At 72.4% G+C, this 21,201-nt stretch carries 21 protein-coding genes; 11 read left to right on the top strand and 10 right to left on the bottom strand.

Features of this window, described 5'->3' with window-relative positions; genetic code table 11:
• Positions 1–231: 231 nt before the first annotated feature.
• The 4 genes from ABD709_RS05950 to ABD709_RS05935 are packed head-to-tail and all read right to left on the bottom strand — an operon-like array spanning position 232 to position 3,815.
• Positions 232–915, bottom strand: coding sequence for a DUF4191 domain-containing protein (locus ABD709_RS05950; protein WP_344773302.1), 684 nt, complete (start codon positions 913–915; stop codon positions 232–234).
• 26 nt (positions 916–941) lie between these two features.
• Entirely contained in the window at positions 942–1,907 is a 966-nt protein-coding gene (gene lipA / locus ABD709_RS05945; protein ID WP_344773300.1) for a lipoyl synthase, read from the bottom strand.
• Positions 1,908–1,926: 19 nt separating this feature from the next.
• On the bottom strand, positions 1,927–2,877 hold the full coding sequence (locus ABD709_RS05940) for an ABC transporter permease subunit (protein ID WP_344773298.1): 951 nt from the start codon (positions 2,875–2,877) through the stop codon (positions 1,927–1,929).
• Positions 2,874–3,815, bottom strand: a complete 942-nt coding sequence (locus ABD709_RS05935) for an ABC transporter ATP-binding protein (protein ID WP_344773296.1) — start codon at positions 3,813–3,815, stop codon at positions 2,874–2,876. The genes ABD709_RS05940 and ABD709_RS05935 overlap by 4 nt, the downstream gene beginning before the upstream one ends.
• A gap of 81 nt (positions 3,816–3,896) precedes the next feature.
• Here ABD709_RS05935 and ABD709_RS05930 point away from each other — a divergent pair, with 81 nt between their 5' ends.
• A complete protein-coding gene (locus ABD709_RS05930; protein WP_344773294.1) occupies positions 3,897–4,466 on the top strand; it encodes a DinB family protein in 570 nt (189 codons plus the stop codon).
• Positions 4,467–4,469: 3 nt separating this feature from the next.
• On the opposite strand, the gene lipB is transcribed toward ABD709_RS05930, so the two are convergent.
• Positions 4,470–5,195: a lipoyl(octanoyl) transferase LipB gene (gene lipB, locus ABD709_RS05925; protein WP_344773292.1), complete on the bottom strand. Its 726-nt coding sequence runs from the start codon at positions 5,193–5,195 to the stop codon at positions 4,470–4,472.
• 83 nt (positions 5,196–5,278) lie between these two features.
• Here lipB and ABD709_RS05920 point away from each other — a divergent pair, with 83 nt between their 5' ends.
• Complete coding sequence (locus tag ABD709_RS05920) at positions 5,279–5,863, top strand: hypothetical protein (protein ID WP_344773290.1); 585 nt, start codon at positions 5,279–5,281, stop codon at positions 5,861–5,863.
• On the opposite strand, the gene ABD709_RS05915 is transcribed toward ABD709_RS05920, so the two are convergent.
• Positions 5,845–6,753: a TIGR01777 family oxidoreductase gene (locus ABD709_RS05915; protein ID WP_344773288.1), complete on the bottom strand. Its 909-nt coding sequence runs from the start codon at positions 6,751–6,753 to the stop codon at positions 5,845–5,847. The two genes, ABD709_RS05920 and ABD709_RS05915, sit on opposite strands and share 19 nt — an antisense overlap.
• 97 nt (positions 6,754–6,850) lie before the next feature.
• Here ABD709_RS05915 and ABD709_RS05910 point away from each other — a divergent pair, with 97 nt between their 5' ends.
• The gene (locus tag ABD709_RS05910) at positions 6,851–7,834 is read left to right on the top strand and encodes a DUF6263 family protein (protein WP_344773286.1); all 984 of its coding nucleotides are present in this window, start codon (positions 6,851–6,853) and stop codon (positions 7,832–7,834) included.
• Between the two features lie 250 nt (positions 7,835–8,084).
• Here ABD709_RS05910 and sucB read toward each other — a convergent pair whose 3' ends face one another.
• Together sucB and lpdA are read right to left on the bottom strand one after the other, a co-directional pair.
• Positions 8,085–9,947, bottom strand: a complete 1,863-nt coding sequence (sucB, locus tag ABD709_RS05905) for a 2-oxoglutarate dehydrogenase, E2 component, dihydrolipoamide succinyltransferase (protein WP_344773284.1) — start codon at positions 9,945–9,947, stop codon at positions 8,085–8,087.
• 73 nt (positions 9,948–10,020) lie between these two features.
• The gene (gene lpdA, locus ABD709_RS05900; RefSeq protein WP_344773282.1) at positions 10,021–11,409 is read right to left on the bottom strand and encodes a dihydrolipoyl dehydrogenase; all 1,389 of its coding nucleotides are present in this window, start codon (positions 11,407–11,409) and stop codon (positions 10,021–10,023) included.
• A 91-nt stretch (positions 11,410–11,500) separates the two neighbouring features.
• Between lpdA and ABD709_RS05895 the strand changes: the two genes are divergently transcribed.
• Positions 11,501–11,893, top strand: coding sequence for a hypothetical protein (locus ABD709_RS05895; protein ID WP_344773280.1), 393 nt, complete (start codon positions 11,501–11,503; stop codon positions 11,891–11,893).
• On the opposite strand, the gene ABD709_RS05890 is transcribed toward ABD709_RS05895, so the two are convergent.
• Entirely contained in the window at positions 11,844–13,400 is a 1,557-nt protein-coding gene (locus ABD709_RS05890; RefSeq protein ID WP_344773278.1) for a leucyl aminopeptidase, read from the bottom strand. The genes ABD709_RS05895 and ABD709_RS05890 overlap by 50 nt on opposite strands.
• Positions 13,401–13,444: 44 nt before the next feature.
• On the opposite strand from ABD709_RS05890, the gene gcvT reads away from it, so the two are divergent.
• From gcvT to ABD709_RS05870, 4 genes are read left to right on the top strand one after another with little or no spacing between them, the layout of a single operon-like run.
• Entirely contained in the window at positions 13,445–14,563 is a 1,119-nt protein-coding gene (gene gcvT, locus ABD709_RS05885; RefSeq protein ID WP_344773276.1) for a glycine cleavage system aminomethyltransferase GcvT, read from the top strand.
• A 1-nt stretch (position 14,564) separates the two neighbouring features.
• Entirely contained in the window at positions 14,565–14,834 is a 270-nt protein-coding gene (locus ABD709_RS05880) for a hypothetical protein (RefSeq protein ID WP_344773274.1), read from the top strand.
• 41 nt (positions 14,835–14,875) lie between these two features.
• Positions 14,876–15,685: a thymidylate synthase gene (locus ABD709_RS05875; protein ID WP_344773272.1), complete on the top strand. Its 810-nt coding sequence runs from the start codon at positions 14,876–14,878 to the stop codon at positions 15,683–15,685.
• A gap of 23 nt (positions 15,686–15,708) precedes the next feature.
• On the top strand, positions 15,709–16,215 hold the full coding sequence (locus tag ABD709_RS05870; protein WP_344773270.1) for a dihydrofolate reductase: 507 nt from the start codon (positions 15,709–15,711) through the stop codon (positions 16,213–16,215).
• Between the two features lie 3 nt (positions 16,216–16,218).
• Here the strand turns inward: ABD709_RS05870 and ABD709_RS05865 are convergent, their stop codons facing one another.
• Positions 16,219–17,574, bottom strand: coding sequence for a pyridoxal phosphate-dependent decarboxylase family protein (locus tag ABD709_RS05865; protein WP_344773268.1), 1,356 nt, complete (start codon positions 17,572–17,574; stop codon positions 16,219–16,221).
• A 55-nt stretch (positions 17,575–17,629) separates the two neighbouring features.
• On the opposite strand from ABD709_RS05865, the gene ABD709_RS05860 reads away from it, so the two are divergent.
• From ABD709_RS05860 to ABD709_RS05850, 3 genes are read left to right on the top strand one after another with little or no spacing between them, the layout of a single operon-like run.
• Entirely contained in the window at positions 17,630–18,577 is a 948-nt protein-coding gene (locus ABD709_RS05860; protein ID WP_344773266.1) for an LLM class F420-dependent oxidoreductase, read from the top strand.
• Between the two features lie 23 nt (positions 18,578–18,600).
• Positions 18,601–19,509 (top strand): 4-hydroxy-tetrahydrodipicolinate synthase, encoded by a 909-nt coding sequence (gene dapA / locus ABD709_RS05855; RefSeq protein ID WP_344773264.1) that lies wholly within the window; start codon positions 18,601–18,603, stop codon positions 19,507–19,509.
• The gene (locus tag ABD709_RS05850; protein ID WP_344773262.1) at positions 19,506–21,191 is read left to right on the top strand and encodes a ribonuclease J; all 1,686 of its coding nucleotides are present in this window, start codon (positions 19,506–19,508) and stop codon (positions 21,189–21,191) included. Before dapA ends, ABD709_RS05850 begins: the two co-directional genes overlap by 4 nt.
• Positions 21,192–21,201 lie beyond the last annotated feature (10 nt).

Genomic DNA, 21,201 nt, shown 5'->3' with positions numbered 1-21,201 from the left:
TATCCGCGCGACTCCAAAATGAGGCATCTGCCCGATGTCCCGGGCAGGCCTTAGGACGAGGGTTGGAGTCACCGGGAAACACCCGGGACCCGACCCAGGAGCCTCAGATGTCGAACCACCTCGCCGCCCGGATGGCCCACGAGCAGATCACCGACCGGCTGCGGGCGGCGGACCGGCGCCGCCTCGTGCGACAGGCGCGCCGCGCCGCCGACGACAGCTATGTGCCGCGGCTCACCGTCCGCGCAGGTTCTGGCGCATCCCCTTCATACTGGTCGGCACCGGGCCCCTGGGCATCGGGATCTTCGGCCGACTCGCGTCGAGGGCCTTCAGCCGCTGCATGATCTCGGTGAGCTCGGCGGGCTTCACCTGGCGGCCGAGCTTCTGGATGTGGCGCACCAGCTTGCGCAGCGGCACCTGGCCCTCGCCGTCACCGACGATCACCTCGTGGACGGGGTACTCCGCGGCGACCCGCTCGTGCTTCTTGTGCTCGCTGGTCAGCAGCGGCTTGAGCCGGTTGGGGTTGCCCTCGCCGACCAGCACGATGCCCGGAGGACCGACCACCCGGTGCACGAGGTCCTGCTGCTTGTTGAAGGCGACCATCTCCTCGACGCTCCACCCACGGCGCAGCATCGACAGGGTCCGCGCAGCGGCGCCGAGCTGGCCCTCCATGCGAGCGTAGGCAGCCTTCTGCGCGCGCCGCGAGAACACGATCATCATCGCCAGGAACCCGATGAGCAGCGCGCCGATGATCGACATCACCAGCGAGAACGTGCCCTCTCCGGGCAGCAGCCAGAAGAAGAGCGCGAACCCGAGCGCCCCGAACGCCACGAAGGCGCCCAGCATCCACCACCCGATGGCAGGGTCGACCTGCCGGGACATCTTGAAGGTCTCGACGATCTGCTGCCGTCGGCTCATCTTCGACGGGTCAAGCGGAGTGCTGCTCATGCGTGGCTGCCCTGCATCTCTTCCTGTGACTCACGAGATTCGACCGCCTGACGGTACAACCGACCGGCGCGGTAGGACGAACGGACGAGGGGTCCGGACAGCACGCCGGCGAAGCCGATGTCCTCGGCCTCCTCGCGCAGCTCGACGAACTCCTCCGGCTTCACCCACCGCTCGACCGGGTGGTGCCGCACGGTCGGGCGCAGGTACTGGGTGATCGTGACCAGCTCGCAGCCGGCGTCGTAGAGGTCCTGCAGGGCCTGCGAGACCTCCTCGCGGGTCTCGCCCATGCCGAGGATCAGGTTCGACTTGGTCACCAGCCCGAAGGCACGCGCCTGGGTGAGCACGTCGAGCGAGCGCTCGTAGCGGAACGCCGGCCGGATCCGCTTGAAGATCCGCGGCACCGTCTCGACGTTGTGCGCGAGCACCTCCGGCCGCGACTCGAACACCTCGCGCAGCAGCTCGGGCCTGCCGTTGAAGTCGGGAATTAGGTTCTCCACCCCGGTGTCGGGGTTGAGCTCGTGGATGGCCCGCACCGTCTCGGCGTAGAGCCAGGCTCCGCCGTCCTCGAGGTCGTCGCGCGCGACGCCGGTGATGGTCGCGTAGCGCAGGCCCATCGTCTGCACCGACTCCGCCACGCGCCGCGGCTCGTCACGGTCCAGCGGCTGCGGCCGACCGGTGTCGATCTGGCAGAAGTCGCAGCGCCGGGTGCACTGGTCGCCGCCGATGAGGAAGGTCGCCTCGCGGTCCTCCCAGCACTCGAAGATGTTGGGGCAGCCCGCCTCCTGGCAGACCGTGTGCAGGCCCTCGGACTTCACCAGCTTGTGCAGCGCGGTGTACTCCGGCCCCATCTTCGCCCGGGTCTTGATCCACTCCGGTTTGCGCTCGATCGGGGTCTCGGAATTGCGGATCTCCAGGCGCAGGAGCTTGCGCCCGTCGGGTGCTGGTACGGCGGGGGCTGTCACCCGCCCAGCCTACTCGGGCCTAGGGGACGTCCCGCGTCCGGAAGGAGGTCAGCGAGCCTCCGACGGCGAGCACCAGCAGGGTGCCGGTGAAGACCAGGCCGTGCAGGAGCGACAGCGGCACCTGCGTGCTGCAGGTGCCGCCCCCGCCCTCGCACGGGACGTCCTTGTAGTACGTCGTGCCGTCCAGCACGACCGCGAGGAGGTTGAGGCCCGGGTTCCAGGCGGACTCGATCCCGACGGCGGCGAGCACCACACCGCCGGCGGCGACGACGGCGAGCAGGATGCCGAGCGACGCGACGGTGCTCCGGAACAGCATGGTCAACGCGTAGCCGCCGAGCGCGGCCCCGCCGATCACCGCCGCACCGCGCCAGCCCGACTGCAGGCAGCTGGACAGCACGCCGGGTGGCGTCGTGATGTCGCGGTGGTCGGCGACTCGCGCCAGCACCAGCCAGTACGCCGCCAGCACCACGGCCGAGACGACTGCCGCTGCTGCCGTGACCACCACCGCCTTCGCGGCCCAGATGCGCAACCGACGGGTCTCGAACAGCAGCTGGTTGCTCATCGACCCGCTCGCCCAGTCGTAGCCGGCGAACGTCGCGCCGGCCAGCAGCATCAGGATCCCGAGGAGCACCACGACCGCGACGCCGGAGCCGTTCTTGCGCTCGTCGCCCAGGCTGAGCGGCTCGTACCAGGCGTAGTCCTCGACGCGCAGGTGCATCCTCTTCTCGCAGGTGGCCGCCGGGTCGGCGGCGTCCTTGATGCCGTACCGCCGGGGGTGCTGGGCGCAGTCGTCGAGCGTCTGCTGGATCTGCTCCTTCGCCTGTGCAAGCTCGTCGGCGCCCGGGGGTGCGGTGTTGCGGACGGTGGCGAAGCCGATCACGACCGGGATCACGATTGCCAGGGCGAGCAGCACCAGCACCGCGCGCCGGGAGAGGAACCGGATCGCCTCGACCCGCAGCAGCCGCGTCACGACGCCACCTCCTCGGCGTGCGCGCCGAGGGACTCGCCGGCCGTCAGCTCCAGGAAGTAGCTCTCCAGGTCGGCGCGGACCGGGGCCAGCTCGCTGAGCCAGATCCCCGACTGGCCGAGCTCCGAGGTGATCAGCGCGGGGTTGTCCGCCTCGACGTGGAGGGCGCCGTCCACCGCCTGCACCGGCAGCCGGGCACGGTTGAGCACCGCCGTCGCGGCGGCGCGGTCGGGCACGACGACGCGGTAGGTCGTGCTGCTGCCGAGCAGCTCGTCGACCGTTCCGGACGCCAGCAGCCGGCCGTTGCCGATGATCGTCGCGGAGGTGCAGACCTGCTGGACCTCCGCGAGGATGTGCGAGCTCAGCAGCACCGTGACACCGGACTCGCCGAGCCCGCGGATCGTCTCCCGGATCTCCCTGATGCCGGCCGGGTCGAGCCCGTTGGTCGGCTCGTCGAGGATCAGCAGGTCCGGCTCCTTGAGCAGGGTCGCGGCGATGGCCAGCCGCTGCTTCATCCCGAGCGAGTAGCCCTTGTAGCGGTCGCCCTCGCGGCCCTCCAGGCTGACCGTCTCGAGGACCGCGTCGACCCGGGCGTCGGGTACGCCGATCGTGCCTGCGAGCAGCTGCAGGTTCCGGCGCCCGGAGAAGTTGGGCACGAACTTGGGCGACTCGACCACGGCGCCGACCCGTCCGATCACCTCGGGCAGCGCGCGGGGCACCTCGGCGCCGAAGAGCCGCATCGACCCGCTCGTCGCCCGTGCCAGCCCGAGCAGCATCCTGATCGTGGTCGTCTTGCCCGAGCCGTTCGGGCCGAGGAAGCCGTGGACGCCGCCGGCCGGGACCGCGAGATCCAGGTCCTGCACGGCGACCCGCGTCCCGCCCCGCCGGTTGCGGAACTCCTTGCGGAGCCCGCTGGTCTCGATCACCAGGTCAGTGGTCACGCAGACGTGACGATCGACGGGGCCGAAAGGTTGGCTGGAAGCGGCGATCCGCTGGGGGTGCTCGGTGGTGGACTAGCCGCCATGGACACCAAGGAGGCGCTGGGCCGCTACCTCGCCGAGCAGCGCAGCGCGCTGCTGCTGAAGGTCGACGGGCTCTCCGAGCGCGACGCGCGGCTGCCCCGCACGCCGACCGGCACGAACCTGATCGGGATCGTCAAGCACTGCATGAACGTCGAGTACGGCTACTTCGGGCCGACCTTCGGCCGCACGCTCGACGACCCGAGCGCACTGGTGCCCGACGAGGCCTACGACAGCGACCCGCAGGCCGACTGGTACGCCACAGCCGACGAGACCGTCGCCGGGATCCTGGACACCTACCGGGAGGTGCAGGCCTTCTGCGACGAGACGATCGCCTCCCTGCCGCTGGAGGCGCCGGGCCGGGTCCCGTGGTGGGGCGACCGCGGCGACGTCACCCTCGGACGGGTCCTGGTCCACGTCATCGCGGACCTGGCGCGGCACGCCGGGCACGCCGACATCCTCCGCGAGCAGCTCGACGGGGCCGTGGGTGACCGCGCTCCCGGCGACAACGTGCCGGACGTCGACTTCGCGGCCTACGTCGCCAAGCTCACCGAGCTCGCCGACCGCTCCTGAGGATCAGCCCGCGCTGGGCGTCAGCAGCGGGATGCGCGGGGCCCGGCCGGGCTCCGGGCGCGGCTCGTAGTCCGGCGTGGCGGCGTACGGCTCCCACGCGAGCAGCTCGCTCAGGTGCGCCTGCACCGACGGCAGCACCTCGGCGACGGTGACGTCACGGCCGAGCTCCTTGCTCAGCGAGGTCACCCCGGCGTCGTCGATCCCGCACGGCACGAAGCGGTCGTACCAGCGCAGGTCGACATCACAGTTGAGCGCGAACCCGTGCATGGCGACGTTGCGGCGGACGCGGATGCCGATCGCGGCGATCTTGCGCTCCGGCCCGCGGTCGTCGGCGCGCAGCCAGACGCCGCTGCGGCCGGGAACGCGGGCGGAGGTGACACCGAGGTCGCGGCACACGGAGATCAGCGCCTCCTCGATCCGCCGGACGTAGTCGACGACCTTGACGTGGTCGGGGAGCCGCACGATGGGGTAGCCGACGAGCTGGCCGGGACCGTGGAACGTGATCAGCCCGCCCCGGTCGACGTCGATGACCGGAGCGCCGCCGGGGTCGGCCGGCCGCTGGTGCGGTTCGGTGCGCCGTCCGGCGGTGAAGACCGGCGGGTGCTCGAGGAGCAGCACGGTCTCGGGCGCGGTGCCCTCCACGACCTGGGCGTGGAGCTCGCGCTGGAGGTCCCAGGCAGCCCGGTAGTCCATCGCATCGGCGCCCAGGCCGGCCTCGCGGAACAGCACGGCACGAGCCTATGCGATCGAGCCAGGGCCAGCCCTGTGGAGAGCCGGGTGCGGAGGTGGCCGGGCCGGGGTAGACCATCCCCATGGGCCGCACGGGCCGCGCGGGGGATCGGGCCTCCCGCCGCACGATCGCCGTCACGCTCGCCGTGCTGGCGACCGTGGCGCTGGTCGCGGCCGCGGTCGCCGTTCATGCCGCCGCCGGCACCCGGGAGCCCGCGGCTGCCGGTCCAGGGTCGGGCCCGGCGGGCCCCGCGGCGATCCCGCCCGGCACGTCGGTCGTCGCCGCGCTGGCGTCGCTGACCGTGCTCCGCGACTGGGACCGGGACCGGGCCGCTGCGTGGCGGACCGGTGACACCGCCGCGCTCCGTGCTCTCTACACGGTCGGCTCGGAGGCGGGAGCCCGCGACGTGGCGATGCTGCGGCGCTGGTGCGCCCGGGGGCTCCGCGTGCGCGGCATGTCGATGCAGGTGCTCGACGTACGTCTCCGCTCCCGGGCTCCGCGGCGGTTCGTCCTCGTCGTGACCGACCGGCTCGCGGACCCCGTCGCTGTCGACCGCAGCGGCCGCACCTGGCCGCTGCCGCACGACCGCGCGAGCACCCGCCGCCTGGAGTTCCGGCGTACGGCGGGCCGGTGGCGGCTCGGCGCCGTCTACGACCTGACGCGCTGACCGAGGCCGGTCGCGACGATGTCGGCGACGCCGGGGTCGGAGAACTCGTAGCCCAGCTGGAGCAGGGCGGCCGGGACGACCCGGACCGAGCCGAGCGCCTCCGGGCTGATCGGGCCGGCGGCGACCTTGACGAGCGGAGCCGGGACGGGGATCAGGGCCGGCCGCCTGACCGCCGCGGCGAGGGTCTTGGTCAGGTCCTGGTTGGTCGCCGGACGCGGCGCGGAGATGTTCACGGGTCCGCTCGCGGAGGGGTGCTCGGCGAGGAACGCCACGGCCCCGACCCAGTCGCGCAGCGAGACCATCGGCATCCACTGCCGCCCGCTGCCGACCCGGCCGCCGAGGCCGGCCAGGAACAGCAGCCGCAGCTGGCGCAGCGGCGCGTTCGACCCGTCCATCACCGGTGCGGTGCGGAGCAGGCAGACCCGCCCTCCTGCCTCGGTGGCCGACGTGGTGGCGGCCTGCCAGTCGCGGCAGACCGACGTCATCAGCGTGTGACCGCGCGTGTCCGCCGTCTCGTCGAGCACGGCGTCGCCGTGGTCGCCGTACCAGCCGACGGCGTTGCCGGCCAGGTACGCCGGCGGGTGCGGCGCGGCCGCGACGGCCTCGGCCAGGACCCGGGTGGTGGACACCCGGCTCTCGCGCAGCTCACGGGCCCACTTCTTCGAGTGCGGGTTGCCGAGCGTGGGGGAGCCGGCCAGGTTCACGACCACGTCGGCACTGCCGACCAGGTCCCGGTCGACGGTGCCGGCCGCCGGGTCCCACCGCGACTCGCTCTCGCCGGCAGCTCGGCGTACGAGCGACGTCACCCGGTGACCGCGGTCGAGCAGCTCGGTGCGGAGGTGCGAGCCGAGGAACCCGCTCCCGCCCGCCAGGACCACGTGCAGCGCCATGCGACCCAGCCTGCCACGCGGGTGCTGAGCGTTTGCCGTGAGCAGGGGTGTGGGATGGTCAGGACGTCCGCTGCTCCACGATCCTGGAGGTCCTCCGGTGTCCACCCGCCCCGTCCGCACCCTGGCCGCCGCCGCGGTCACGGCGCTCGCCCTCGTCGCGCTCGCGGCCTGCAACAACGACGACTCCAGCTCCGCCGGGGACTCCTCCTCGTCGAGCAGCGACGCGTCGTCCTCGGCGACCTCGTCGGCCGCGACGAGCAGCTCGGCGCCGACCGACGCCGGTGGCGGCTCGTCGGCCGGCGCTCCGCAGGTCACGGTGCTCGACGCGGGCAGCGACCCCAAGGAGCAGCTGCTCCTCGACGTGCCCGAGGGCCAGGTCGAGACCTCGACCCTGGACATGAGGATCGGCACCAGCCTCGGCGGCGGCGCGAGCACCGTGAAGATCCCGCTCACCGCGACCTACGTGACCACGGTGGAGGACGTCAGCGACGACAAGATCACGGCGAGCTTCGAGTTCAAGGACATCGAGGCGCACCTGCCGGCAAGCGCCGGCGGCGACGCGCAGGACCAGGTCGACCAGGCCTTCAAGTCGATCGAGGGTCTCAGCGGCACCATCGAGCTCACGCCGTCCGGCGCCGTGACCTCGACCGACTTCCACCTCCCTGCCGACGCGCCGCCGGAGCTGTCGTCGACGATCGACCAGCTCGCCGGGCAGACCTCGCAGGTGGCCGTGCCGTTCCCGGACGAGCCGGTGGGCCAGGGCGCCACGTGGCAGGTCGAGACCCAGCTCGGCGTCGCCGGCGTCGACACCGACCAGACGGCGACGTACACCCTCGACTCGATCGACGGCGACGACTACGCGATCTCGGTGAAGATCGACCAGCAGATCAAGGGCACCTCCAGCGGCGCCGGCGTCAGCGGGACCACCTCGATCAGCGGCTCCTACGAGGGCACGCTGGCCTCGTTCGCCGCCACCTCCGGCTCGCTCAGCGGCGGCGGCACCTCGACCGTCACCGTCGGCGGCCAGACCCTGGACACCAAGACGACGATCGACATGGACATCTCGACCGACGTGCAGTGACCTGAGACCCTGCAGGTTCCCCAAGGGATGCAGGAAAACCCGCGCCTCCCCATGGTTGTACGCCGTGGGAAGCGCGGGTTCTCCTGCATCCCTTGGGAAATCTGCGCCGCCGGCCTGAGGCCCTCGTTGCCGCAGGACTCACGGGTTTCGAGACGGCTCCGCTCTCCCGCCGCTTCGCGGCGGGAGAGCTCCGCCTCCTCAACCTCTTCGCCCGACGCGACCCTCCTCGTTCCTCGGAGGGTCGCTGGGCTCAGACCTCGAACTGACCGGCCTCGAGGCGGCGCTTGACCGCCTGCAGGAACCGGCCGGCGTCGGCGCCGTCGACCAGGCGGTGGTCGTAGGTGAGCGCGAAGTAGACCATGTGGCGTACGGCGATCGTCTCGCCCAGCTGCGGGTCGTCGATGACGACGGGGCGCTTCACGACCGTGCCGGGACCGAGGATCGCGACCTGCGGCTGGTTGATGATCGGCGTGTCCCACAGGGCGCCGACGCTGCCGAGGTTGGTGATCGTGAAGGTGCCGCCGGACAGCTCGTCGGGGCCGATCTTGTTCGTGCGGGTGCGCTCGGCGATGTCGGCGATCTTCTTGGCGAGGCCGGAGACCGACAGGTCGCCCGCCTCCTTGATCACCGGCGTGATCAGGCCCTTCTCCGTGTCGACCGCGAAGGCGACGTTCTCGCGGTCGTAGTAGGTGATCTCGCCCTTCTCGGTGTCGATCGTCGCGTTGAGCGACGGGTGCTCCTTGAGCGAGTCGATCGCCGCCTTGGCGAAGAACGGCAGGTAGGAGAGCTTGACGCCCTCACGTGCGAGGAAGTCCTCCTTGACGCTCTCACGCAGCCGCGCCACCCGGGTCACGTCGATCTCCACGACCTGGGTGAGCTGCGCCGAGGCCTGCAGGGACTCGACCATCCGCTGCGCGATGATCTTGCGCAGCCGGCTGACCGGGACGGTCTGACCGCGCAGCGGCGAGGGTGTCGTCGACGTCGGCTGCCCCGCCTGCGGAGCCGCTGCGGCCGGGGCCGAGCTCGCGGCCGGTGCCGGCGCGGCGGGCTGCTGCTTGGCGGCGGCCGCGTCGAGCACGTCCTGCTTGCGGATCCGGCCGCCGACCCCGGAGCCGGTGACGGAGGCGAGGTCGACGTCGTGCTGGGCGGCGAGCTTGCGCACCAGCGGCGTGACGTAGCCGGCGCCGTCACCCGATCCCTGCTGCTGAGCCTGCTGCCGGGGCTGGCTCTGCTGCTGCGGTGCCGGCTCGGACTTCTGCTCCGGCTCAGGCTCCGGCTCGGGCTCGGACTTCTGCTCCGGCTCCGGCTCGGGCTCGGACTTCTGCTCCGGCTCCGGCTCCGGCTCGGGCTCGGACTCCGGCTCCGGCTCGGGCTCGGACTTCTGCTCCGCGGGCTGGCCGGATCCGATGATCGCGAGCTCCGCGCCGACCTCGACGGTCTCGTCCTCGGCGGCCTTGATCTCGAGCAGGGTGCCGGCGACCGGCGAGGGGATCTCGGTGTCGACCTTGTCGGTCGAGACCTCCAGCAGCGGCTCGTCGACGGCGACCTCGTCGCCGACCTGCTTGAGCCAGCGGGTGACCGTGCCCTCGGTGACGGACTCACCGAGCGCCGGCAGGGTCACCGGGGTGCTCTCGCCACCACCGGACCCACCGGACCCGCCGGACCCACCCGACTGGTCGGACTGACCCGACTCCGTGGCGGGCTCCTGCTCCTCCTCGGGCTCCTCCGTCGCGGGCTGCTCCGCGGCGGCGGGCTGCTGCTCCTGGCTGGTCTGCTCCTGGGCGGGCGGCTCGACCTCCTCCTGGGCCGCGCCCTCGTCCTCGGACGACTCCTCGCCGGACGACTCGCCACCGGAGGAGTCCCCGCCGCCCTCGCCCTCGTCACCGATCACGGCGAGCACCGCGCCGACCTCGACCGTGTCGTCCTCGTTCGCCTTGATCTCCAGCAGGGTGCCGGCGACGGGCGAGGGGATCTCGGTGTCGACCTTGTCGGTCGAGACCTCCAGCAGCGGCTCGTCGACGGCGACCTGGTCGCCGACCTGCTTGAGCCAGCGGGTGACGGTGCCCTCGGTGACGGACTCGCCGAGTGCGGGGAGGTTGACTTCGGTGGCCATGGATTCCTCTTCGCTTCCTGTCGGTGCGGTGGATCAGGTTCGGGATCAGGTTCAGGGTTCTGGTGACGACGGGTCAGTCGTGGGTGTGCAGCGGTTTGCCGGCGAGGGCAAGGTGCGCCTCGCCGAGGGCCTCGTTCTGCGTCGGGTGGGCGTGCACGAGCGGAGCGACGTCCTCGGGGTGCGCCTCCCAGCCGTAGATCAGCTGGGCCTCGCCGATCAGCTCTCCGACCCGGTCGCCGACCAGGTGGATGCCGAGGACGGGCCCATCGACCTTGCGGACCAGCTTCACGAAGCCCTGGGTCTTGAGGATCTGGCTGCGCCCGTTGCCGGCGAGGTCGTAGGTCAGCGTGCGTACGCCGTCCGCGCCGTGCTCGGCGACGGCCTGCTCCTCGGTGATGCCGACCGAGGCGACCTCGGGCCGGCTGTAGGTCACCCGCGGGATGCCGCGCTCGTCGATCGGCCGGGGGACGAGGCCCGCGATCTGCTCGGCGACATAGATGCCCTGCTGGAACCCGCGGTGCGCGAGCTGGAGACCCGGCACGATGTCGCCGACCGCCCACACACCGTCGACACCCGTCGCGCAGCGCTCGTCGACGACCACGAAGCCGCGTTCCAGGGTGACGCCCTGCTCGGCGTACCCGAGTCCCTCGGTCCGCGGCGCCCGTCCGACGGCCACCAGCAGGACGTCGGCGGTCAGGGTGGCGTCCCCGGTGACGACCTCGACGCCGGTGTCGGTCGCCTTCGCCGACTCGACCGTCGCGCCGGTCCGCACGTCGATCCCGCGCTTGCGGAACGCGCGCTGCAGGGCCGCCGACGACGCGGCGTCCTCCGGCGGCACCAGGCGGGGGAGCGCCTCGACGACGGTCACCTCGATGCCGAAGCTGCGCCACAGGCTGGCGAACTCGCAGCCGATCACGCCGCCCCCCAGCACGATCGCCGAGGACGGCAGCGGGTCGAGCCGCAGCGCGTGGTCGGAGGTGAGGATCCGGGTGCCGTCGACCTCGATGCCGGGCAGCAGCCGGGGCTCCGAGCCGGTCGCGAGGACGACGTTGCGGCCGCGGTAGGCCGTCCCGTCGACGGTGACCTCGTGGGGGCCGGTCAGGGTGCCGGCACCGGAGACCACGGTGATGCCGCGGCTCCCGATCAGCCCGGTGAGGCCCTTGTGCAGCCGTCCCACCACGCCGTCGGCGTAGGCCACCACCCGGTCGGCGTCGACGCCCTCGAAGGTCGCGCGGACGCCGAACTGCTCGGACTCACGAGCGCCGTCGGCGAGCTCGGCCGCGTGCAGCAGCGCCTTGGTGGGGATGCAACCGACGTGCAGGCAGGTGCCGCCGAGCTTGTCCTGCTCGACCAGGACGACCGAGAGGCCGAGCTGGGCGGCGCGGAGCGCACACGCGTAGCCGCCTGATCCCGCGCCGAGGATGACGACGTCGACGTCGCTGTCGACGGGGGGCTGGGCCATGCGTCCCATCCTTGCATCACGCCGAGTGACCCACGCAACGCCCTGCGGTTACCAGCCGGTCACCTCGACCATCGTGCGGCACACTGGGGGCATGGCGTTGTGGGACCGTTTCCGCCGATCGCGGACCAAGATGCGACGACCGGCGAAGGACGCCGCCCGGACCGGGTCGACGCGGGTGCGCGCGGCCGACCGTGCGGACGAGGAGCACCTGAACGGATGGGTCGGCTCGCACCGCGGCGTCGAGGGCTTCGTCGAGCCGCGGACCGCGGTCAGCGACGTGACCCTGCTGCTGGTCGCGCACGACGGCGAGTGGACGCGCCGCCGGGTGCCGGGCGTGCAGTGGGCGCACGACTTCTGCAACCGGCACCAGGTCCCGTCCTACGATGCCGCGGTCGTCGGGGTGCCGCAGCGGATGCGCGACTACAACTCCCGGGTCAGGAAGGCGCAGAAACAGGCGGGTCAGGCTCGTCCGCAGGAGCAGTGAGGCTCCGGGCGAGCTCGACGAGCGTCGAGACGCCGTAGCCCGTCGCGCCGGCCGGCCAGTGCCCGGTCGGGCCGCCCCGGTTGTACGCCGTGCCGGCGATGTCGAGGTGGGCCCACGGCAGACCGCCGGTGAACGCCCGCACGAACGCCGCGGCGTACAGCGCGCCGCCCCAGCGCACCCAGTCGTGCTGGAGCAGGTCCGCGATGGCGGACGCGTGGAGCCGCTCCTCCATCACCTCGGGGATCGGCATCGGCCACATGTCCTCACCCGCGGCCTCGGCGGCCGCGAGGACGCGGTCGACCACCTCGTCGCTGCCCATCACGCCGGCGAGCCGGTCGCCCAGCGCGGACGTCATGTGGGCGGTGAGGGTGGCGACGTCGACGACGAGGTCGGGTGCGCTCTCGACCGCGCGGCCGAGCGCGTCGGCGAGCACCAGCCGCCCCTCCGCGTCGGTGTTGGTGACCTCGACCGTCGTGCCGGCGTACGTCGTGACGACGTCACCCGGCCGCATCGCCGCGCCGCTGATCATGTTCTCCGCGAGGGCGGCGTACGCCGACACGCGCACGGGCAGGCCGAGCAGCGCGATCGCGAGGGTCGCCTGCACGACCGCAGCCGCGCCGGCCATGTCGTCCTTGGTCGTCGGCATGCTCGCCGCAGGCTTGATGGTCAGGCCGCCGGCGTCGAACGTGATGCCCTTGCCGACCAGCGCCAGGTGCGTCGTGGCGCCCTCGGGCGCGTAGCCGATCTCGACCAGCCGCGGCGGCGCCTCGGAACCCGCGCCGACCGCGAGGATCCCGCCGCAGCCGAGCTCGGCGAGCCGGTCCTCGTCCAGGACCTCGACCGTGACCGCGAGGCCTGTGCCCTTGAGCCGCTTGCTGGTGGCGCCGACCGCGGCGACGATCCGGTCGGCGAGCTCGGGCGGCGTCAGGTCGACCGGCGGAGTGTTGACCCAGTCGCGCGCCGTGGCCACCGCCTCGGCGACCACCTCCGCCTCCTCGAACGCGACGACGGCCTCCTTGCGGCGGGCGGCGGGGCTCAGCACGACGACCTCGGCGGGCGCGGTGTCCCTGGCGGCGGCCTTGTAGCCGGCGAACGCGTAGCCGCCGAGGCGGTAGCCGTCGACGACGGCGCCGACCAGGTCGGGGGTGTCCGCGGGCAGGGCGAGCGCGACCGAGGCCGCGTTCGTGACCGTCCGCGCGGCCGCGCCCGCGGCTCGGCGTACGTCCGCGGGACCGGGGTCCTGCGTGCCGAGGCCGACGAGCACCAGGAGCGGCGACGCGATCGTGCCCGACGTCGGCACCTTGACCACCTCGCCGGCCCGGCCCGTCGCCCCGACCGTCGCCAGCAGCCCGCGCAGCCTGCGGCCGTACGCCGACGCGACGTCCTCGGCCCCGGCGGCGAGCCCGGCACCGCCGCTCGAGCCCTCGTCGCCGGGCACCACGCCGACCACGACCGCCTCCGCACGGGTCTTCGCGGGGCTGGCGGAGCGGAGCACGTACGACGTCACCGGCGCAGGATAGTCGCGGAGCTCGATGGCATAGATTCGGCCGCATGGTCGATGCCTCTACCGCCCTGCGCCGTTCCCCGCTGCACGAGCGACACGAGGCGCTCGGCGCGAAGTTCGCCGAGTTCGGCGGCTGGCTGATGCCGCTGGAGTACGCCGGCGGCGGCGTCGTCAAGGAGCACACAGCGGTCCGGACCGGCGTCGGGATCTTCGACGTGAGCCACCTCGGCAAGGTCACGGTCCGCGGCCCGGGTGCGGCGGAGTTCGTGAACGCGACGCTCAGCAACGACCTCGGCCGGATCGGTCCCGGTCGGGCGCAGTACACCCTCTGCCTCGACGACGAGACCGGCGGGATCGTCGACGACATCTTCAGCTACTTCCACGACCACGACCACGTGCTGCTGGTGCCCAACGCAGCCAACAACGCCGAGGTGCACCGGCGGCTCGAGGCCGCGGCACCCGACGGCGTCGAGGTCCTGAACCACCACGCCGACTTCGTCGTGCTCGCCGTGCAGGGCACGAAGTCCGACGAGGTGCTCGCCGCGGCCGGGCTGCCGGTCGGGCACGACTACCTCACGTTCGTCGAGACCGAATTCGCCGGCTCACCCGTCGTCGTGTGCCGCACCGGCTACACCGGCGAGCGCGGCTACGAGCTGATCGCTCCCGCGGAGGTCGCGGCGCAGCTGTGGGACGCGGTGATGAGCGCCGGGGCGGCCTACGACCTCACCCCCGCGGGGCTCGGCGCCCGCGACACGCTGCGCACCGAGATGGGCTACCCGCTGCACGGTCAGGACATCGGGCCGACGGTCACCCCGAACGAGGCGCGGCTGGGCTGGGCGGTGGGCTGGAAGAAGCCCGCGTTCTGGGGCCGGGACAAGGTCGTCGCCGAGAGGGAGCGCGGCGCGCGGCGCAAGCTGGTCGGGATCAAGGCCACCGGCCGCGCGATCCCGCGCCCGCACATGTCGATCTCGCTGTCCCCCGACGTGCTGCTCGGCGAGGTCACCTCGGGCACCTTCTCGCCGACCCTGAAGCAGGGCATCGGCCTGGCCCTGGTCGCGTCGATGGTCAACGAGGAGGCCGAGGTGAGCGTCGACGTACGCGGGCGGCGCGAGGTGTTCCAGGTCGTCAAGCCGCCGTTCGTCGACACCTCGGTGCGAGAGTCGTGACATGAACCTTCCCGAGCCCCCGCCGATCTTCCGGCAGCCGACCCCCACCGAGCGCCCCTGGTGGTGGCGCCTGGAGGACGCCTCCGGTGGTGAGGTCAAGCTGTCGGGCGCCGCCGCCGACGAGCACGCCGGCCAGCGCTTCGCCAGCCAGGCCGACGCCGAGTCCTGGATCGGTGAGTCCTGGCCGGACTTGAAGGAGGCCGGGGTCGCGCAGGTGACCCTCTTCGAGGTCGACCGCGAGGTCTACGGGCCGATGTCGCTCAGCGCGTGAGCCTCTCCTGATGCGTCGGCCCGAACCTCTAGGGTGAGGGCGTGCGGCAGTACCTGGACCTGATGCAGCGGATCCTCGACGAGGGTGTCGAGAAGGGCGACCGCACCGGGACCGGCACGCTGTCGGTCTTCGGCCACCAGATGCGCTTCGACCTGCGCGCGGGCTTCCCTCTGGTCACCACGAAGAAGATCCACACCCGGTCGGTCTTCGGCGAGCTGCTCTGGTTCCTGCGCGGCGACACCAACGTGAAGTGGCTGCAGGACCGCGGCATCACGATCTGGGACGAGTGGGCCGACGAGAACGGCGACCTGGGGCCGGTCTACGGCGCGCAGTGGCGATCCTGGCCGACCCCGGACGGCCGGCACATCGACCAGCTCGCCCAGGTCGTCGACGAGATCCGGCGCAACCCCGACAGCCGCCGCCACATCGTCTCGGCCTGGAACCCCGCCGACATCCCGGAGATGGCGCTCGCGCCGTGCCACAGCCTGTTCCAGTTCTACGTGAGCACAGGGGTCGACGGCGTCTCCCGTCTCTCCTGCCAGCTCTACCAGCGCTCGGCCGACGTGTTCCTCGGCGTGCCGTTCAACATCGCCTCCTACGCGCTGCTCACGCACATGGTCGCCCAGGTGACCGGGCTGGGGGTCGGCGACTTCGTGCACACCCTCGGCGACGCCCACCTCTACACCAACCACCTCGAGCAGGCGCGGCTCCAGCTCACCCGCGAGCCGCGGCCGCTGCCGACGTTGTGGCTCGACCCGAGCGTGACCGAGATCGACGGCTTCGACCTCGAGCACATCCGCGTCGACGGCTACGACCCGCACCCCGGCATCAAGGCCCCGATCGCCGTATGACCCCTGGCGGCAGGCGCGTCACGATGGTGGCCGCCGTGGCGGAGAACGGCGTCATCGGCTCCGAGGCGAACATCCCGTGGCACCTGCCCGAGGACTTCGCGCACTTCAAGGCCACCACCACCGGTCACGTCCTCGTCCTCGGTCGCACCACCCACGAGGGGATCGGCCGGCCGCTCCCCGGCCGCACCACGATCGTCCTCACGACCAGCAGGTCGTGGACGGCCGACGGCGTGCAGGTCGCGCACAGCGTGCCCGAGGCGCTCGAGCTGGCCGACCAGGTGCTCGCCGGCCAGCCGCCCGAGCGCCAGGTGATGATCGGCGGGGGAGCGGCGGTCTACGCCGCCGCGCTGCCCTACGCCGACGAGCAGGTCATCAGCGAGATCCCGCTCCGGCCGGCCGGCGACACCCACTACCCGGCCTTCAGTCGGCAGCGGTGGCGCGAGGTGAGCCGGGAGCCCCGCGACGGCTTCACGATCGTCACGCTCGAGCGCGCGTTCGGCTGCGGCGGCGCCGAGACCACCGGCGGCTGAGCCTCAGCGGGTCCGGGCGCGGTCCGCGCACTCCAGGACGACTGCTGCGATGTCCTCGGCGTCGGCCGGCGAGGACTTCCACGACGAGACGCTGATCCGCATCGCCGTGCGGCCGTGCCACTGGGTCGCTCCGCACCAGAGCCGGCCGTCGGCCTGGACGGCCGCGACCAGCGCGGCCGTCGCCGCCTCGTCGTCGAGGCGCACGAGGACCTGGTTGAGGACGACCTCGTTGAGCACGTCCACACCGCCGGCACGGAGCCGGTCCGCCACGGCGCGGGCGGTGTCGCTGGTGCGCCGGACGAGGTCGGCGACGCCGGCCCGCCCCAGGGCGCGCAGCACTGCCCAGACCTCGACCTGCCGGGCGCGCTGCGACGACTGCGGCGTGTGGTGCATCGCCTCGAACGCCGCGTCGTCCCCAGGCAGGTAGCCCGCGACGGCGGTGAACGTACGGCGCAGCGCGGCCGGATCACGCACGAAGGCGATGCCGCAGTCGTAGGTGACGTTGAGCCACTTGTGTCCGTCGGTCGCCCAGGAGTCCGCGCGATCGAGGCCGGCCACCAGCTCCGCGCGGGAGGGGTCGGCGAGCGCCCACAGCCCGAACGCGCCGTCGACGTGCAGCCACGCGTCCCGCCCCGCCGCCCAGTCGGCGATGGCGTCGAACGGGTCGAACGCGCCGCTGTTGACCTCCCCGGCCTGGGCGCACACCAGGACCGGACCGGTCACGTCAGGCAGACGCTCGGCCCGCAGCCGACCCTCGTCGTCGGCGGGCACCTCGACCACCCGCCGCCGCCCCAGGCCGACCAGGCCGAGGGACTTCGAGAGCGTGGAGTGCCGGTGGGCACCGACCACGACGGTGACCGGCGGCGCGCCGAACAGCCCGTCCGCCTGGACGTCCCAGCCCTCGCGTTCGAGGAGTGCGTCCCGGGCCGCAGCCAGGCAGGTCGCGTTGGCCACGGTCGCGCCGGTGGTGAACACGACGCCGGTCGTCGGCGGCAGGTGCAGGAGATCGACGAGCCAGCCGCGCACGACGTCGTGCAGCCGGGCGGCCACCGGCGACATCACCGGCAGGGCGGCGTTCTGGTCCCACGCGTCGGCCAGCCAGGCTGCGCCCAGAGCCGCGGGGTGCACACCGCCCACTACGAAGCCGAAGTAGCGGTCGCCGGTGCTCGCGACGGTCGCGGGCGACCCGGCCCGGTCGAGCAGCCGGAGGGTGTCGGCCACGTCGGCCCCCGTCTCCGGCATCGGCTCGTCGAACGCGGCGAGGCCGGCGATCGCGTCGGAGGCCGGGTAGGCGGGACGGGCGTCGACCGTCGCGGCGTACTCGAGAGCCGCCGCGGCCGCGGCGCGCAGAGCGTCCATGTGCCAGTCGTACCACCATCGGACCGTCTCTGGAGCGGCCTGAGAAGGTGGACGCATGACAGTGGAGCTGCGGGTGTTCACCGAGCCGCAACAGGGCGCGACGTACGACGACCTCCTCCAGGTCGCCCGGACGGCCGAGGAGCTCGGCTTCGGGGCGTTCTTCCGCTCCGACCACTACCTGGCCATGGGCGGCGACGGACGCCCCGGGCCGACGGACACCTGGACGACCCTCGCAGGGCTGGCGAGGGAGACGTCGACGATCCGGCTCGGCTCGATGATGACCAGCGCGACGTTCCGCCATCCCGGGGTCCTCGCGATCCAGGTGGCGCAGGTCGACCAGATGAGCGGCGGCCGGGTCGAGCTCGGCATCGGCGCGGGCTGGTTCGAGCAGGAGCACACCGCCTACGGCATCCCGTTCCCGGACACCCGCGAGCGCTTCGAGCGGTACGCCGAGCAGCTGGAGCTGATCACCGGCCTCTGGTCCACGAAGGTGGGGGACACCTACGACTTCGCGGGCAGCCACTACCAGCTGTCCGACTCGCCCGCGCTGCCGAAGCCCGCGCAGGACGGCGGTCACGCCGGCGGCCCGCCGGTGCTGGTGGGCGGCCTCGGTGCGCGGAAGACCCCGGCGCTCGCCGCGCGGTTCGCGGACGAGTTCAACCTGCCCTTCGCCGATCTCGAGACCACCCGCACCCAGTTCGAGCGGGTCCGGCGGGCGTGCGAGGAGATCGACCGCGACCCGGAGTCGGTGGTCCGGTCCAACGCGCTGGTCCTGTGCGTCGGCGCGGACGAGGCCGAGGTCCGGCGCCGCGCCGAGGCGATCGGCCGCGAGGTGGAGGAGCTCCGCGAGCACGGCGTCGCCGGCACGCCGGACGAAGCCGTCGAGCGGATCCGCGCCTACGCGGAGATCGGGGCTGAGCGGATCTACCTGCAGACGCTCGACGTGTCCGACCTCGACCACCTCAGGCTGGTCGCCGCGGAGGTCATGCCGCAGCTCGGCTGACCGGTGGCGATAGGCTGCCACCCATGACTGCTGCGCCCTTCGGCACCGTGCTGACCGCGATGGTGACGCCGTTCCACGAGGACGGCTCGGTCGACTTCGAGGGCGTGCAGAAGGTCGCCCAGCACCTGGTCGACCACGGTCACGACGGACTCGTCGTCTCGGGGACGACGGGGGAGTCGCCGACCACCACCAAGGAGGAGGACGGCGAGATCCTCGCGGCCGTCAAGGACGCGGTGGGCGGCAGCGCCAAGCTGGTCGCCGGCATCGGCACCAACGACACCAGCACGTCGATCTGGCTCGCCCAGCAGGCCCAGAAGGTCGGCGCGGACGGCGTGCTGCTCGTCACGCCCTACTACAACAAGCCCGGCCAGCGCGGGGTGCTGAACCACTTCCGGCAGGTCGTCGACGCGGCCGAGCTCCCGGTGATGCTCTACGACGTCCCGGGTCGCACCGGCACCCAGATCGCTCTCGAGACCTACCAGGCCGCGGCCTCCTGGGAGCAGGTCGTCGCCGTGAAGGACGCCGTGGGCGACATGGCGCGCGGCGTGCGGCTGACCGACCTCGGGCTCGCGGTCTACTCGGGCGACGACGTCAACAACCTGGCCTGGCTCGCGCACGGCGCCGCCGGGTTCGTCTCGGTCGCCGGCCACGTCGTCGGAGACCGGCTCCGCCAGATGTACGACGAGTTCCATCACGGCGATCCAGCCGCCGCGCTCGACACCTTCGCCGGCATGCTGCCCGCCATCGACGCGATCATGGGGGTGCCCAACTACGGCGCCACCGCTGCGAAGGCGGCGCTGCAGCTGGTCGGGGTGCTCGACAACCGCCACGTCCGCTCCCCGCTGGTCGAGCTCGACGACGAGGAGCTCGCCGCGCTGCGCGACGGCCTCGTGGCCGCCGGCATCGAGCTGGCCGGGGACGTCGCCCGGTGAGCCACCCGCACCCCGAGCTCGGCTCGCCCCCGGAGCTGCCCGCGGGCGGACTCCGCGTGATCCCCCTCGGCGGCCTCGGCGAGGTCGGCCGCAACATGACCGTCTTCGAGTACGCCGGCCGGCTGCTGATCGTCGACTGCGGCGTGCTGTTCCCGGACGACTCGCACCCCGGTGTCGACCTGATCCTGCCGGACTTCACCGCCATCCGGGACCGCCTCGACCAGGTCGAGGCGCTGGTGCTCACGCACGGCCACGAGGACCACATCGGCGCGACGCCGTACCTCCTCCGCGAGCGCGAGGACATCCCGCTCGTCGGCTCCGAGCTGACCCTCGCGCTGGTGAACTCCAAGATCCGCGAGCACCGGCTCCGGCAGACCGTCCACCACACGGTCAAGGAGGGCGACCGTATCTCCTTCGGCCCCTTCGACTTGGAGTTCGTGGCCGTCAACCACTCGATCCCCGACGCGCTGGCCGTCGCGATCCGCACCGGTGCCGGGATGGTGCTGCACACCGGCGACTTCAAGATGGACCAGCTGCCGCTGGACGGCCGGATCACCGACCTGCGCGCCTTCGCGCGCCTCGGCGAGGAGGGCGTGGACCTGTTCCTCGTCGACTCCACCAACGCCGAGGTCCCCGGGTTCACCACCCAGGAGAAGAAGATCGGGCCGGTCCTCGAGCAGGTCTTCCTCGAGTCCAAGCAGCGCATCATCGTCGCGTGCTTCGCCTCCCACGTGCACCGCGTGCAGCAGGCGCTCGACGCCGCGGTCAAGCACGACCGCAAGGTCGCCTACGTCGGGCGGTCGATGGTGCGCAACATGGGCATCGCCCGCGACCTCGGCTACCTCACGGTCCCGCCGGGCGTCATGGTCGACGCCAAGGAGCTCGCCGAGCTGCCGCCGGAGCGCCAGGTGCTGATCTCGACCGGCTCCCAGGGCGAGCCGCTCAGCGCGCTGTCCCGGATCGCCCAGCGCAGCCACAACTTCGTGCACCTCGAGGAGGGCGACACCGTCATCCTCGCCTCGAGCCTGATCCCCGGCAACGAGAACGCCGTCTACCGCGTGATCAACGGCCTGGCCCGCCACGGCGCCAAGGTCGTGCACAAGGGCAACGCGCTCGTGCACGTCAGCGGCCACGCCAGCGCCGGCGAGCTGCTCTACTGCTACAACATCGTCAAGCCGCGCAACGTCCTGCCCGTGCACGGCGAGATCCGGCACATGCTCGCCAACGGCGAGCTCGCCAAGGCGACCGGCGTCGAGAACGTCGTCTACGCCGAGGACGGCGTGGTGGTCGACCTGGTCGACGGGCGCGCCTCGGTCGTCGGCAAGGTCGACTGCGGCTACGTCTTCGTCGACGGCCAGTCGGTCGGCGACGTCACCGAGTCCGAGCTCAAGGACCGGCGGATCCTCGGCGAGGAGGGCTTCATCTCGGTGATCGTGGTCGTCGACTCGGTCAGCGGGAAGGTCTCCGCAGGCCCCGAGATCCACGCTCGCGGCCACGCCTGGTCCGACTCCTCGTTCGACGAGATCAAGGGCCCGATCACCGAGGCGCTGGACGCTGCGATCGCCGAGGGCAACACCGACGCCTACCAGCTCCAGCAGACCGTACGACGCGTCATCGGCCGCTGGGTCAGCCAGAAGCACCGAGCGCGCCCGATGATCATCCCGGTCGTCGTCGAGGCCTGACGACCGCCGA

The organism is Nocardioides panacisoli (assembly GCF_039537325.1).
Lineage (GTDB): Bacteria > Actinomycetota > Actinomycetes > Propionibacteriales > Nocardioidaceae > Nocardioides > Nocardioides panacisoli.
The sequence above is the reverse complement of the archived record's forward strand: the minus strand, read 5'-3'. Positions and strand labels throughout refer to the sequence as shown.

Coding starts and splice junctions, on each gene's coding strand:
- ABD709_RS05950 (WP_344773302.1), bottom strand. CDS start 915: ATGAGCCGACGGCAGCAGATCGTCGAGACCTTCAAGATGTCCCGGCAG.
- ABD709_RS05930 (WP_344773294.1), top strand. CDS start 3,897: ATGGACACCAAGGAGGCGCTGGGCCGCTACCTCGCCGAGCAGCGCAGC.
- ABD709_RS05920 (WP_344773290.1), top strand. CDS start 5,279: ATGGGCCGCACGGGCCGCGCGGGGGATCGGGCCTCCCGCCGCACGATC.
- ABD709_RS05915 (WP_344773288.1), bottom strand. CDS start 6,753: ATGGCGCTGCACGTGGTCCTGGCGGGCGGGAGCGGGTTCCTCGGCTCG.
- sucB (WP_344773284.1), bottom strand. CDS start 9,947: ATGGCCACCGAAGTCAACCTCCCCGCACTCGGCGAGTCCGTCACCGAG.
- lpdA (WP_344773282.1), bottom strand. CDS start 11,409: ATGGCCCAGCCCCCCGTCGACAGCGACGTCGACGTCGTCATCCTCGGC.
- ABD709_RS05895 (WP_344773280.1), top strand. CDS start 11,501: ATGGCGTTGTGGGACCGTTTCCGCCGATCGCGGACCAAGATGCGACGA.
- gcvT (WP_344773276.1), top strand. CDS start 13,445: ATGGTCGATGCCTCTACCGCCCTGCGCCGTTCCCCGCTGCACGAGCGA.
- ABD709_RS05880 (WP_344773274.1), top strand. CDS start 14,565: ATGAACCTTCCCGAGCCCCCGCCGATCTTCCGGCAGCCGACCCCCACC.
- ABD709_RS05870 (WP_344773270.1), top strand. CDS start 15,709: ATGGTGGCCGCCGTGGCGGAGAACGGCGTCATCGGCTCCGAGGCGAAC.
- ABD709_RS05865 (WP_344773268.1), bottom strand. CDS start 17,574: ATGGACGCTCTGCGCGCCGCGGCCGCGGCGGCTCTCGAGTACGCCGCG.
- ABD709_RS05860 (WP_344773266.1), top strand. CDS start 17,630: ATGACAGTGGAGCTGCGGGTGTTCACCGAGCCGCAACAGGGCGCGACG.
- dapA (WP_344773264.1), top strand. CDS start 18,601: ATGACTGCTGCGCCCTTCGGCACCGTGCTGACCGCGATGGTGACGCCG.